This is a genomic window from Chelatococcus sp. XZ-Ab1, from assembly GCF_029309855.1.
Lineage (GTDB): Bacteria > Pseudomonadota > Alphaproteobacteria > Rhizobiales > Beijerinckiaceae > Chelatococcus_A > Chelatococcus_A sambhunathii.
Map to the genome: position 1 here is coordinate 25,293 of NZ_JARKII010000011.1, position 12,945 is coordinate 38,237.

The window sequence follows — 12,945 nt, forward strand, 5'->3', positions numbered from 1 at the left end:
CTCACGAAAAATACTCCGGCAGCTCGGCGAGGCGCGGATGGGTGTGGTCCTTGCCGGACAGGATGGCCGCCGCGCGTGTCACCGGCCAGTCGATCGCGAGATCGGGGTCGTCGAAGGCGAGGCCGTGGTCGTGCTCGGGCGCGTAATAGGCGGTGACCTTGTAGATCACCTCGGTGTCCGGCTCGAGCGTGCAGAAGCCGTGCGCGAAGCCGACCGGCACGAGGAGCTGGCGCCCGTTTTCGGCCGACAGCTCCACCGCCACGTGGCGGCCGTAGGTGGGCGAAGACCGGCGGATGTCGACCGCGACGTCGAAGATGCGGCCGCGCACGACGCGCACGAGCTTGTCCTGGGCGAAGGGCGGGCTCTGGAAATGCAGCCCGCGCACGGTCCCGGCGGGACCGGAGAGCGAATGGTTGTCCTGCACGAAATCGAGATCGATGCCAGCCTCGGCGAAGCGGCGGCGGTTCCAGGTCTCCGTGAAGAAGCCCCGCTCGTCGCCGAAGCGCCGGGTGGTGATGATCTTCACCGCCGGGATGGCGGTGTCCTCGATGGTCAGCATGGCTCCTCGATCCGTTATTGCTCTCAGGCGCCCGTGCCCAGCCGCTCGCCGCGATAGATCCCGTTGCGCACGCGCTGCCACCAGTCGCGGTTGTCGAGATACCAGCGCACCGTCTTGGCGAGGCCGCTTTCGAAGCTCTCGGCCGGCCGCCAGCCGAGTTCGGCAGCGATGCGCCCGGCATCGATGGCATAGCGCCGGTCGTGGCCCGGCCGGTCGGCCACGAAAGTGATCAGCGTTTCGCGCGGGCCGATGGTCGGATCGGGCGCCATCTCGTCGAGCAGCGCGCAGATGGCGCGCACAACTTCGATGTTGCTGCGCTCGTTGTGGCCGCCGATGCAATAGGTGGCGCCGACAGCTCCCTCTTGCACCGCGATGAGCAAGGCCCGCGCGTGGTCGTCGACATAGAGCCAGTCGCGTACATTGTCGCCCGTGCCGTAGACCGGCAGCGGCCGCCCTTCGAGTCCGTTGAGGATCATCAACGGGATGAGCTTTTCGGGGAAATGGTAGGGCCCGTAGTTGTTGGAACAGTTCGTCACCACGACGGGCAGGCCGTAGGTGTGGTGGAAAGCGCGCACGAAATGGTCGCTCGCCGCCTTCGAGGCAGAATAGGGCGAGCGCGGGTCGTAGGGGCTTGCCTCGGTGAAGTAGCCCTCCGGTCCCAGCGAGCCGAAGACCTCGTCCGTCGAGATGTGATGGAAACGGAAATCCCGGCGACGCCCCTCCGGCAGGGTGCGCCAGTGGGCGAGCGCCGCCTCCAGCAAGGTGGTCGTGCCGACGACGTTGGTCGTCACGAAGGCAGCCGGCCCGTCGATGGAGCGGTCGACATGGCTTTCGGCGGCGAGATGCATGACCACATCGGGCGAGAAATCCGCCATCGCCGTGCCCACGGCCGCGCGGTCGCAGATGTCGGCCTTGAGAAAGTGGAAGCGGTTGCTGCCCGCCACGGGCGCGAGCGAATCGGGATTGCCGGCGTACGTCAGCTTGTCGAGCACAAGGACTTCGTGCTCGGTTTCCGCTATGAGACGCCGCACGACTGCCGAGCCGATGAACCCTGCGCCGCCGGTGACCAGAAAGCGTCGTGCCATGGCTCCTCCCGAACGGCCTGCAGCAGCCCGTGACAACAAGTGGACGGCGCAGAGGCCACGATAAAGTTAGCGGATGGTGCGCAAATCAGGCAGCGCCCCCGCATCGGGGCCGTTTTTTGGCACCTTGGCGGGACACATGCAACCCCGCCACGGGCACCATTGCAGCGCTGCAATGTTCCGATCAGTTTTTCCTGGTAGCTTGAGAGGGACGATCAAGCCGCTTATATGTCCGGTCCCAGCGAGTTGCCGCCTCGGGCCCCGGTGCCGGGCGCGGCCTACAGTGCAGGAGAGCCGGACGTGAACAAGGCCGTTCAATATTCCGCCGCCAACGCGCCCGCTCCCGTCGATGCACTGAATGCATTGCAGCCGGTGCTGCAGCGGTCGATGTTCTGGCGTCCGGCCTATCTGGCGAAGTCGGCCTGGCTCGAGCACCTGCCCTTCGCCTTCTGGCTCACCGAGGCGCACCGGCCGCGCGTCTTTGTCGAACTCGGGACGCATTACGGCGCTTCCTACTTCGCATTCTGCCAGGCGGTGGAGCGCCTTGCGCTCGATACGCGCTGCTACGCGATTGACACCTGGAAGGGGGACGAGCACGCCGGCTTCTACGGCGAGGAGGTCCATGCCGCGGTGCGCACGCATAACGACGCGCATTACTCCGGCTTTTCGCGCCTCGTTCGGTCGACCTTCGATGAGGCGCTCGACCATTTCGCCGACGGCTCCATCGACCTCCTGCATATCGACGGGCTGCACACCTTCGAGGCGGTCAGCCACGATTTCGAAAGCTGGCGTGGCAAGCTTGCCGACGATGCCGTCGTGATCTTCCACGATACCAACGTGCGCGAGCGCGGCTTCGGCGTCGCGCGGCTGTTCGAAGACCTCAAGGCGCAATACCCCACCTTCGAATTCGTGCATGGCCACGGGCTGGGTGTCGTCGGTTTGGGCAAGACGCAGAAGGCGCCGTTGCGCCGCCTGTTCGAGGCGGACGGGCACGCGGCCTCGCGACAGGCCATCCGAGAGGTTTTCGCCCGGCTCGGCCGCGGCTGCGCCGATGCCTTCGCGGCCCAGCGCCGGGACGACAACGAGAAGCAGCTCAGCGCTGATCTGGCAGCGGCCAGGAAGCAGCTTGCCGAGCTCAAAGCCTCCGCCGAGGGGCGCGAAGCCCAGGCGGACGCACAGGTTAAGTCGCTCGAGGCCGCGGTGAAGCGGCTCGAGGCGGAGGCCGACGAGCGCGTGCGGGATCTCGAAGCATTGTCGCGCCGGTTGGCCGACAACGAGGCGGAGGCGGCGGAAAAGTTGCGCGAGGCGCAGGATGCCGCCGCCCGCGCGGCGGATCGGAGCGAGGCGCTGCAGGCGGAAGTAGGACAATTCCAGGCCCGCCTCGCCGAGACGAATCGGGAATTGGCAGCAGCCCGGACTCGGGGCGAGGCGGCAAAGGCACGCGAAAGCGAGGTGGCGCAGCTCAGGGCAAATGTCGCCGAACGCTTCGACGAGATCGCCACGCTCACGCGGCTGCTCGCGGAGAAGGAGGCGCAAGCCGAAACGGCGGGCGCTCGGGCCGCTGCCCTCGCCGAGAAGCTCGCCAGGCTCGAAGCGAGCCGGACATGGCGGGCAACCCTCGCCCTGCGCCGCGCGGCCTCGCCCTTCGGCGGGCGGCGGCGCCGGCACCGCCGGCTGCGCCATCTCGTGCAGTCGTCGGGGTTCTTCGATGCCGAATGGTATCTTGCCCAGAACCCGGACGTGGCCGGCGCCGGCGCCGATCCGCTCGACCATTTCCTCCTCTTCGGCGGCCAGGAGGGACGCGCCCCTTCGCCGGCCTTCAGCAGCAGCGGCTATCTTACCGCCAATCCCGATGTGCGCGACGCCGGCCTCAATCCGCTGGTGCACTATCTCGCCCACGGCCGCATCGAGGGGCGCGCCCCGGCGGCCTGACCGCTCCCTATTGCCGGTGGCGCCCCGGCGGCGCTCCCCATTTCCCCAGCAGGCAGCGGCCGGGGCTTGATGCGCCCCCTGCCTGTGCTTTATGCACCATTCACTGTCTATCGAATGAGGCAACCGGGGACTGTCGTGCGGGGCTTTACAAAAAAGGACATGGAGGCGCTTCGCGCTTCTGGTGCGTTCGACGTCAAGTGGTATCTAGAGACCTATCCCGACGTGAAGGCGTTGGGGATGGACCCTCTGGAGCATTATCTTTGGATTGGACAGAGGCTGGGGCGTCGTCATCAGAAGCAGGGGATTACCAACCCCTCCGGCTCGGAAGCGCGTGAGCTTGGTTTGCCGCAACGGAATTCGAACTTTCCGCCACAGCAATCCTCTTCTCGTCACTCGGATACTAGCTACTGGGCGCTGCGGCAGGAGGTGTTGGAATCGGGCCTGTATGATGAAAAATGGTACTTATCTAGGTACTATGAGTGCTACATCAACAGTAAAATCAATCGGCCGCGTAATGAGCCATTCTTCCCTCTCGACTACTACCTGCAGGAAGGCTGGAGACACGGCCACGAACCATCGCGCTTCCTGCCTATTCAAGTCGATCAGCGGCAGGTCGGATGCAGCAAGATCGAGTATTTTCTCAATCATCTCCGGTTTTCAGGGTATCAGTTCGACGAGAATATCTGGATTCCCAGGGAAGAATTGATTAGATCTTATGTTTCTACTAGGCCAAGTCGATCTTCCGACAAGGTTATTTATACGTGCATCATGGACAATTACGATGAGCTTATGCAGCCGTACCATATCCAACCGGAATGGGATTACGTCTGCTTCACCGATAATTCCGAGCTGATCCGCAAGGGCAGCGTTGGGGTCTGGGAAATCCGTCCGGTGCCAGCTGCCGAGTTGGACTCGGTTAGAAAAAATCGCTGGTGCAAAATGCATCCCCACGTTTTGTTTCCGTCGCATGCTGAAAGTATATATATTGATGGTAACATAAATATCATAAGCGGATACATCTTCAATCAAATTTCGACACGCAATTCTAATATTCTTTTGCCCTGGCATTTTGCAAGGTGCTGTGCATATAGTGAAATTGATATTCTACTTAATCGTCCGCAAACAACAGCGGATGATAGATCTTTGCTGGATTCGCATCGCGACTTTCTCGAGCAAGAAGGGTTTCCGCGTGATTTCGGCTTGAGCGAAAACAACTTGATTTACCGTAGGCATCATGATGCCCTTGTTATTAAGCTAATGAGCGACTGGTGGAATGTCTACAGTAGCGGTCCGTCGCGTGATCAGGCTTCTTTGTCATATGTTTTTTGGAAGAACAAGATTTCGTTGCGCGCGCATATGATTGGCAATTGCCGCGTATATTATCGCGACTTTTGGGTGGTCAAGCATAGCGCTAATAGGAAGGAATTCCACCCGGAAAGGTTGCCGCCGTCCGCCGTTGTGACAAAGTCACCCCCACTTGCGCCGGCATTCAATCGCGATAATGTTGCCGTAGTATTTTCTACGAATTCGGCGTTTATTCCATATCTTGGAGTAGCAATATTTTCTCTTATTGAGCATGCGAGCAGAAGCTTCAACTACGATATTATCATCCTCGCTAAGGGTTTGCCAGAAACCGCCTTTTCTAAAATATGCCGTCTGGCGCATGGTCGTGAGAATGTTTCAATCAGAATATATGACACGACCGAATTGATTCAATCGCTTCCGGAGAATGTATTTTATATCGATGGATACGTTCCGATTGAAACATACAACAAATGCTTTATTACGCATATATTATCATCTGCGTATGATAGATGCCTATATCTTGATTCTGATATTCTTGTCCTGGCCGATGTTCAAGAGCTCCATAATATCGATCTTCGGGGGTGTTCGATTGGAGCAAGCCCGAACATCGCAAATATTAATGCTGCATTTTGTAAAAAGGAAATTAAAGGAAATAGATTTGACGAATACATTCAAAATAAACTTGGAATATATGATTATAACAAGTATTTTCAGGCGGGAGTCCTTGTTCTTGACATGCGTAGACTGCGGGATATGGATCTTCCGAGTCGGGCGATTGAGGCCTTGGAGAGCATTCGGCGCCCAATCTTTTTTGACCAGTGTGTATTTAACAAGATATTTTACGGTGATGTCCACCTTTTCTCAACGTGCTGGAATCACGTCTGGTACATGCAGCAGTACTCGTATTTGAGAGGTTCTGTGCCGGATAGTATATTCTTCGACTATGCGCGCGGGCGCGTCGATCCGAAGATCGTTCACTTCGCTAGTGCGGACAAGCCTCACACGAAATCAGGGTGGGTACTTTCGGATCTTTTCTGGAAGTATGCTTACGCGTCTCCGTTCATTGATGAAATTCGGCGGGATGTCCTCTCGCGAGATAACGATGTTGCCCGGACGATGTCGGCCGCGTCGGATGGCAAGTGGTACGAGTATCTACCACGCGTGCTTGTACATGTTCATTTATATTACAGGGAGCAAATCGACTTTATAATGGAGTCATTGAATAATATCTGTAAATGTAAGTATGATTTATATATTACCATGACTGAACGGCACGAGCTAACAGAGCGCCGCATCCTGTGCAGATGGAAGGAGGCGAAGATACTTATCGTGCAAAACGTCGGCTATGATGTTTTTCCATTCTTGCATGTCCTTAAGCAGGTTCGGTTGTCAAATTATGATTTCGTACTCAAAATCCACACCAAGAACGCTCGAGGGCCTGGGGAGGATTATGTTTATGGTATAAGAGTGCCAGGTTATCGATGGAGAGATGAGTTGATACGGGCTATAATTGGCTCAAAGGCAGTTTTCGAGAGAAATTTGCAGAGCTTTATAAATGATAAGAAGCTAGGCTGCATAGGAGCTGGCAGGTTTATTTTTTCGACAAGAGATAATAACGAGGAGCAAAATTACAATTTACCTGAATGGCGTAGAAGATGCGGAGTGGAAGGGGGTAGTAATTATATAGGCGGATCTATGTTCTTTGCTAGAGCTTATCCGTTCGAGCGCTTGAAGGCGTTGAATATGCAGCCAAAAGACTTTGAATCTCGGCATATGCGCACGAAAGACTCAAAAAATACCGCCCATATTTTTGAGCGACTGTTCGGGATTGTCATAGAGAGCGAAGGATTCGAAATCAGAGGTGACGGTTTTCCGAGTAGGACGGATGCCTGAGTGTGAATAGCATGATCTTGGACAAGTAGCCCATTATCGCTGATCGACCCCCCACTGCCACCGTATATCTCGCGACAGGTTCGGATTGTAGAACGGATCGGCATCGAGCGCTGTCGCCCAGCGGCGGCGCATCTCGGCCACGTCCTTGAGGAACTGGCCCGTGCGCTCGGGCGAATCGTGCGGGCCGAAGGTCAGCGATTCGTGGTGATAGAGCTCGGCCTGGGGCGTCCACAGGATGCGCTGGCCCGCCCGGCGGATGCGCAGGCACAGGTCGACGTCGTTGAAGGCGCAGGGCAGCGCTTCGTCGAAGCCGCCGAGCGCCTCGAAGAGGCGCCGCGGCATCACCATCGCCGCGGCGGTGACGCAGGATAGGTCCTGGTCGAGCGCCGCCCGGCCGAAATAGCCCGGGCTGCCGCGCCGCACGTGCCGGTGGGCATGATCCGCCACGCCACCGATGCCGAGGATGACGCCAGCATGCTGGATGGTGTCGTCGGGGTAATAGAGCATCGCCCCGACCGCCCCTACCCCCGGCAGTCGGGCGCGCAGCACCATCTCCTCCAGCCAGTCGGGCGTGATCGGTGTCACGTCGTCGTTGAGGAAGCAGAGATAATCCCCCCGCGCTTGGCGCGCAGCGTGGTTGTTGACCCAGGAATAGTTGAAGGGTGCCCGCTCGTAGGTGACCACGCGCAGCCGCCTTTGCCCGCCCAGGGCGGCGAGGTAGGCCGCAGCCTCGGGCCGGGCGGCATCACCCGTTCCCACGGCAAGGATCACCTCGAAATGCGGATAGGTGGAGCCGGCGAATAGCGCATCGAGCGAGCGGCGGGCGACCTCGCCGAGGCGGCTCGGCACGATGATGGAGACAAGCGGCCAATCCGCGGGCCGGGCATAGCGCACGCGGTAGAAGCCGCCGACGCCGGGCTCGACTTCAGCCGCGATGCCCTGTCGAGCGAGGTGCTCGAGGATCGCACGGCGCCCGGCCTGCCAGGCATAGGGCTTGACCGCGGGCGACGACGCGGTCGACTGCGGCAGGGCGCGCCAATGATAGAGCACGCGCGGCACGTGGCGGATGCGCGCCGGCTCCGTCAGCTCGGCGCAGCGCAGCGCGAGGTCGTGGTCCTGGGAGCCTTCGAAGCCCTCCCGCAGCCCGCCCGCCGCAGCGACAAGCGAGCGGCGGAAGACGCCGAGATGCGAGAAGGCGTTCTGGCCGAGCATCAAGGACGGGTTCCAGTCGCCCTTGAAGTGGGGATCGAAGTGCCGGCCCTTCGCATTGATCTTGTCCTCGTCGGAGAAGATCATGTCGACGTCCGGATGTGCGACGATTTCGCGCGCGATCCAGTAGAGCGCGTCCGGTGGCAGTTCGTCGTCGGCATCGACGAGCGCGACGAACTCGCCGCTCGCCAGGGCAAGAGCCGAGTTGGTGTTGGCGCTGATGTGGCCTCGTTCGGCGCGCAGATGAAGCTTGATACGCCCGTCCTCCGCGGCCGCCGCCATGAGCATGGCGCGCACGTCGGCGCGCGTCGAGGCATCGTCGGACAGGCACAACTCCCAATGGGGATAGAGCTGGGCACGGATCGATCCGATTGCGGCGCCGAGCCAGCACGGGTCCGTCTCGTACACCGGCATCAGCACGGAAATGAGCGGCGGGTTGGTCATGGCGGCGACGTCCGCCGCGATGCGCGCCCGCTCCTGCGGCCCCGGGTACTGGCGCGCCACCCAGGCGGCATAGCGGGCGTCCGGTCCCCGCCGCCGCGCGACCAGGGCATCGAGCCGGCGCTTGGCCTTGACTGCCAGGGGAAACGATTTGGCCGCCCGGCGCAGCCGGTCGATGAGGCGCCAGCGGCCGGACGGTGGAGGAAATAGCAGCAAGGTTCAACTCCAAGAGTTAACTGCACCGGCGAATTGGATCAGCGCTGATGCTTGGCGAATCGCCTGATCGCAGCATCGCCGTTGGCGAAGAGATGCTGTTCACTGTCGCAGCGCAGATGTCCACCTGGGAAGCCGTTCAGAGGCTATGCGGCTTGATTGCAATACAAATGTCTCAGGCTGTTCGATCATGCATGACAGCTGCGCATGGCTTGTAAGCGATTTTGGACGTGCTGCGCCGAAGTCATTGCCTTATTCTGATCTCTCATGCAAAAGGATTTTCGGATGCTGCCGGGGCATGGTTCACATCGCTTCCGCCCGCGGTGAGCCCTCTTGCAGGCGATTCTATGGTGTGCGAGCTTTTGTAGACGATGGTTGTTTCGGGTGTTGTGACCTATTGGCCGAGCCTGGAGCTCCTGCAGCGTCTCGTCGACGTTCTCGTCACATCGACAGATCGGGTTCTGATCTTTGCCAATTACCCCATGGCCATGGGCGAACGACGGCAACTGACAGCGCTGGGCGATGGTGATTGCATCGAGATTTTTCAATCGGACGAGAATGTCGGTCTAGGCCGCGCCTACAATTACCTGTTGGAGCGCGCCCGGAGCCTCGGGGCGGACGCGGTGTTCATCTGTGATCAGGATTCAGTACCCCACGCTGAGACGGTGTCACAGTTGACCCAGAAATTCGGTGCGCTATCGGCTGCAGGGCACCAGGTGGCCGTCGTGGGGCCGCGACCGATCGGCCCACGCAGACAGAGCACCGAATTTAAAGATGTGCGCCTTTTTCGACGGTCCAGGGAAGACGGTTCGCCCAGGGTAGTGGCGGCGGATTTCGTCATCTCCTCGGGCTCTCTTGTTGCCCTTGACGCCTTTGATGCGGTCGGCCCCTTCCGAGAGGATTTCTTCATCGATGGCCTCGATATTGAATGGTGCTTTCGGGCGTGGCACCGGGGCTATTCGTGCTGGGTTGCTCTCGATGCGCCGATGGAACACCGACTCGGGCGCGGCGTGCTGACCGTCCCGCTCCTCAGGCTTTCGGTGCTGGAACAGCCGCCATCGAGGCTGTACACATATGTTCGCAATCAGGTGCACATGCTGGGTATGATCCATGTACCGCTTCGCTGGAAGCTCAGGATGCTCCCCTATATCGGTCTGCAGACGATGATCTATGCCATGAACGGCAGGTATCGTCGCCATGCCCTTGTCGCGATCGGCCGTGGCTTTCGAGACGGCGTGCGTCTGATGCGCACAGTCGGGCGCGATAGCGCGAAAGTGGATGATACAATCGCCGTCAGTCTGCCGCGGACGCAGAACGATGCCAAACAGCGAGAATAAGACTGAGCTCGCCGTGGTCATCCCACTGTTCAACGGCGCGGCCCATATAGAGGAGGCTCTGGCGGGCGTTTGCGCGCAAAGCGCTCCGCCGCAGGAGGTCGTCGTCGTCGATGACGGCTCGACCGACGACGGCCCGGACCGGGTCCTGCGCTTTGCCGGCCGTCTGCCGCTGCGTCTCCTGCGCAGGCCGAACGGCGGGCAATCCGCGGCCCGCAATATCGGCGTTGCCGAAGCTCGCAGCGACTGGATCGCCTTCCTCGACCAGGATGACGTGTGGTGCCCGCAGCATCTTGCCAATCTCAAGGCAGCTGTGGACGGCGGCACGGACCGGACCGGCTGGGCCTACAGCGACGTTGCCGTCGTCGATGCGGGCGGGCGCCTGCTCGAGCCGTCCCTCCTGCGTGGCCGGCCGGGACGGCATCCCAAACGAAGCCTCGATGAATGCCTTGCGCAGGATATGTTCGTGCTTCCGTCGGCGGCCCTCGTCTCCCGTCACGCCTTCACGGCGGTCGGCGGCTTCGACGAGCGTCTCAGCGGCTATGAGGATGACGACCTCTTCCTGCGTCTGATGTGCGCCGGTTTCCACAACATCCATGTGGACGCGCCCACGGTGCTGCGACGCAGGCACGAAGGGGCGGCCTCGCATGCGGTCAGGATGGAACGGTCGCTGATGATCTACGCGCGCAAGCTCCTTGCCGGCTTCCCGGACCGACCGGAGGAGCAACGGTTTCCGTCACGCGACCTAATCGCCCCGCGCTTCTGCTGGACCCTGCTGGCCCGCTGGGCAATGGCAGATCGGGCCGGCAATCGGGAAGCGGCTGCGCTCGCCCGGGCCGGCCTGCGCGAACTCCTGTCCCATCTGCGGCCCAATCGCCGCCGCATCGGCGCGGCCATTCTCCATATCGCCTCGCTGCCTGTCGTCGGCGGTGCATGCCTGCGCGCAGCCCACGGCCTGCGCCAGCATGCGCGGCGTACGTCACGGCCCATGCTTGGCGCCGCGAAGGCCAGACGCTTGAGCCCTCCGTGGCAAGAGCGCCAAGCCGTCTGCCGTGGCCTCGACGTTGATCCGACCAACCAAGCTCTCCCACCTTCCCATCCTCGTGCGACAGAATGGCCCTGACACCAAGTAGAACGGACTGGCGGCGTGCCGTGGACGACCTTCTGGCGGGGTTCGGTGCCTGGCAGATGTGGCTGCTGCTCGGCCTCAATGACATCAGGCAGCGTTACAAGCGCTCCCGTTTCGGACAGTTCTGGATTACACTAAGCACCGGCATCTTCGTGGCGGGAATCGGCATCGTATACGCGTATCTGTTCAATCATCCGGTCGACGAATACATACCTTATCTGTCTGTGAACATTGTCTTCTGGACGTTGGTTGCAGGTATCCTGACCGACAGCACGACGGTCTTCACGCAAGCCGGACACTATCTCGGACAGCAGGCTCTTCCGAAAACCGCCTTTGTGATGCGTGTCCTCGTGCGCCAGCTTCTCGTGCTGGCGCACAACGTAGTTATCATCGTGCTGGTCTATCTGGCGTTTGGGGTGGCGCTTCCCGCCACCGCCGCCTTCGTCCTGCCGGCGCTGGTTGTCCTGCTGCTTGCGGCCTTCCTCGCTGCGATCACGATCGGTCTCCTGTGCACGCGATTTCGCGATCTGCCACAGATCATCCAGAGTCTTCTGCAGGTTGCTTTCTTTCTGACGCCCATCATGTGGCGCGTCGAGCAGCTTGGCGAAAAGGCCCATTACATTGTCGGCTACAACCCCTTTGCCATTTTCCTGATGCTCGTCGTAGAGCCGCTTCACGGCAAATGGCCGAGCTGGGATCTCTATGGCCGGGCCTTCGTCATTATCGCCATCATGGCGCTGGTCGCGGCCCCGCTTTTTGCACGCTTTCGCGCGCGCATCGTCTACTGGTTGTGAAGGAGGCAGCAATGCCCTCCATCAAGCTGCGCGACGCCTCCGTCGCCTTCCCTATCTACAACTCGCGCAGCAGGTCGCTTCGCAGCAGTCTTCTCGCCCGTGTTGGCGGCACGGTCCAGGCGGACGACGATGGTGCCGTCACCGTGCGCGCGCTGCAGAACATCACTCTCGACCTCGCTCCGGGTGACCGGCTTGCTCTCGTCGGCCACAATGGCGCTGGCAAATCGACACTCTTGCGCGTCTTCTCGGGCGCTTACGAGCCGTCCACCGGCGCTGCCGAGATCAAGGGCCGCGTATCGTCCCTGCTCGACATGACGATGGGCATGGATATGGAACTGACCGGGGCAGACAACGTGGTGCTGCGCGGTGTCTTCCTGGGCATGTCGATCGCCGAGGCGCGCAGTCGGATTCCGGAAGTCGAAGAGTTTTCCGAACTTGGCGGCTTCATGCATCTGCCGATGCGCACCTATTCGAGCGGCATGCGCCTGCGCCTCGCCTTCGCCATCTCCACGGCCCGTGTACCGGACATACTGCTGATGGACGAGTTCATTAGCGTCGGCGATCAGACATTTGCCCGCAAGGCGCGGGAGCGCCTCGAGCACATGATCGACAACGCGCGCATCATGGTTCTCGCCTCGCATTCCGCGCAAATGATACGGCAATACTGCAATCGGGCGATCCTTCTCCAAGGAGGGTGCGTCGCTCGCGAAGGCGCCGTGGACGAAATACTGGCCGCGTATCAGCAAGGGCAGCAGCCGTAACGACAATCAGCTTGCGAGTGCGGCGTCTCGCCGGGCGGATGAGCACTCGGCCTTTCGCGGCGGCGGCAACCACCTCGATGAGCGCTCCGGCGCCGAGGTCGGCGATGCCGATGGTTGCGCGGGCGGGCAGGGCGTTGCGAGATGGCCGCCGCCGATCAGCACCGTGCCGTTGCCGAACTGCTTGAAGGAGAGCTTGCGCCCCGCGCCGATAGCGACCGGTGCGATGAGGGCGGCACGCGCGAGGCGATCATCAGCATCGGCGCCACGGCTTCGACCGGCAAGGGCTCGCCGGG

General features: G+C 61.0%; 9 protein-coding genes and 1 pseudogene. 6 read left to right on the plus strand and 4 right to left on the minus strand.

All coding sequences use genetic code 11. The features are described from left to right. Position 1: 1 nt before the first annotated feature. Both rfbC and rfbB read right to left on the minus strand, forming a co-directional pair. Positions 2-559: a dTDP-4-dehydrorhamnose 3,5-epimerase gene (gene rfbC / locus P2T65_RS16120; protein WP_276200185.1), complete on the minus strand. Its 558-nt coding sequence runs from the start codon at positions 557-559 to the stop codon at positions 2-4. 23 nt (positions 560-582) lie between these two features. Further along, positions 583-1,644: a dTDP-glucose 4,6-dehydratase gene (gene rfbB, locus P2T65_RS16125; RefSeq protein WP_276200186.1), complete on the minus strand. Its 1,062-nt coding sequence runs from the start codon at positions 1,642-1,644 to the stop codon at positions 583-585. A gap of 297 nt (positions 1,645-1,941) precedes the next feature. Between rfbB and P2T65_RS16130 the strand changes: the two genes are divergently transcribed. Together P2T65_RS16130 and P2T65_RS16135 are read left to right on the plus strand one after the other, a co-directional pair. Beyond that, positions 1,942-3,573 carry a class I SAM-dependent methyltransferase gene (locus P2T65_RS16130; RefSeq protein ID WP_276200187.1) on the plus strand — a complete coding sequence of 544 codons (1,632 nt, stop codon included), beginning with the start codon at positions 1,942-1,944 and terminating at the stop codon, positions 3,571-3,573. 159 nt (positions 3,574-3,732) lie between these two features. Next, positions 3,733-6,771, plus strand: coding sequence for a glycosyltransferase (locus P2T65_RS16135; RefSeq protein WP_276200188.1), 3,039 nt, complete (start codon positions 3,733-3,735; stop codon positions 6,769-6,771). Positions 6,772-6,804: 33 nt separating this feature from the next. On the opposite strand, the gene P2T65_RS16140 is transcribed toward P2T65_RS16135, so the two are convergent. Continuing rightward, positions 6,805-8,637 (minus strand): glycosyltransferase, encoded by a 1,833-nt coding sequence (locus P2T65_RS16140; RefSeq protein ID WP_276200189.1) that lies wholly within the window; start codon positions 8,635-8,637, stop codon positions 6,805-6,807. A 368-nt stretch (positions 8,638-9,005) separates the two neighbouring features. On the opposite strand from P2T65_RS16140, the gene P2T65_RS16145 reads away from it, so the two are divergent. From P2T65_RS16145 to P2T65_RS16160, 4 genes are read left to right on the plus strand one after another with little or no spacing between them, the layout of a single operon-like run. Then, positions 9,006-9,971, plus strand: a complete 966-nt coding sequence (locus P2T65_RS16145; protein WP_276200190.1) for a glycosyltransferase family 2 protein — start codon at positions 9,006-9,008, stop codon at positions 9,969-9,971. After that, positions 9,952-11,091 carry a glycosyltransferase family A protein gene (locus tag P2T65_RS16150; protein ID WP_276200191.1) on the plus strand — a complete coding sequence of 380 codons (1,140 nt, stop codon included), beginning with the start codon at positions 9,952-9,954 and terminating at the stop codon, positions 11,089-11,091. The genes P2T65_RS16145 and P2T65_RS16150 overlap by 20 nt, the downstream gene beginning before the upstream one ends. A gap of 29 nt (positions 11,092-11,120) precedes the next feature. Next, positions 11,121-11,891, plus strand: coding sequence for an ABC transporter permease (locus P2T65_RS16155; RefSeq protein WP_276200192.1), 771 nt, complete (start codon positions 11,121-11,123; stop codon positions 11,889-11,891). Between the two features lie 11 nt (positions 11,892-11,902). Beyond that, a complete protein-coding gene (locus tag P2T65_RS16160; protein ID WP_055460435.1) occupies positions 11,903-12,652 on the plus strand; it encodes an ABC transporter ATP-binding protein in 750 nt (249 codons plus the stop codon). 129 nt (positions 12,653-12,781) lie between these two features. Here the strand turns inward: P2T65_RS16160 and P2T65_RS16165 are convergent. Further along, positions 12,782-12,942, minus strand: a pseudogene (locus P2T65_RS16165) (FAD-dependent oxidoreductase); the annotation flags it as partial. Positions 12,943-12,945: the final 3 nt, after the last annotated feature.

Bases quoted from the DNA above. Each gene is read 5' to 3' on its own strand.
- rfbC (WP_276200185.1), bottom strand. From the start codon at position 559: ATGCTGACCATCGAGGACACCGCCATCCCGGCGGTGAAGATCATCACC.
- P2T65_RS16145 (WP_276200190.1), top strand. From the start codon at position 9,006: ATGGTTGTTTCGGGTGTTGTGACCTATTGGCCGAGCCTGGAGCTCCTG.
- P2T65_RS16150 (WP_276200191.1), top strand. From the start codon at position 9,952: ATGCCAAACAGCGAGAATAAGACTGAGCTCGCCGTGGTCATCCCACTG.
- P2T65_RS16135 (WP_276200188.1), top strand. From the start codon at position 3,733: ATGGAGGCGCTTCGCGCTTCTGGTGCGTTCGACGTCAAGTGGTATCTA.
- P2T65_RS16160 (WP_055460435.1), top strand. From the start codon at position 11,903: ATGCCCTCCATCAAGCTGCGCGACGCCTCCGTCGCCTTCCCTATCTAC.
- rfbB (WP_276200186.1), bottom strand. From the start codon at position 1,644: ATGGCACGACGCTTTCTGGTCACCGGCGGCGCAGGGTTCATCGGCTCG.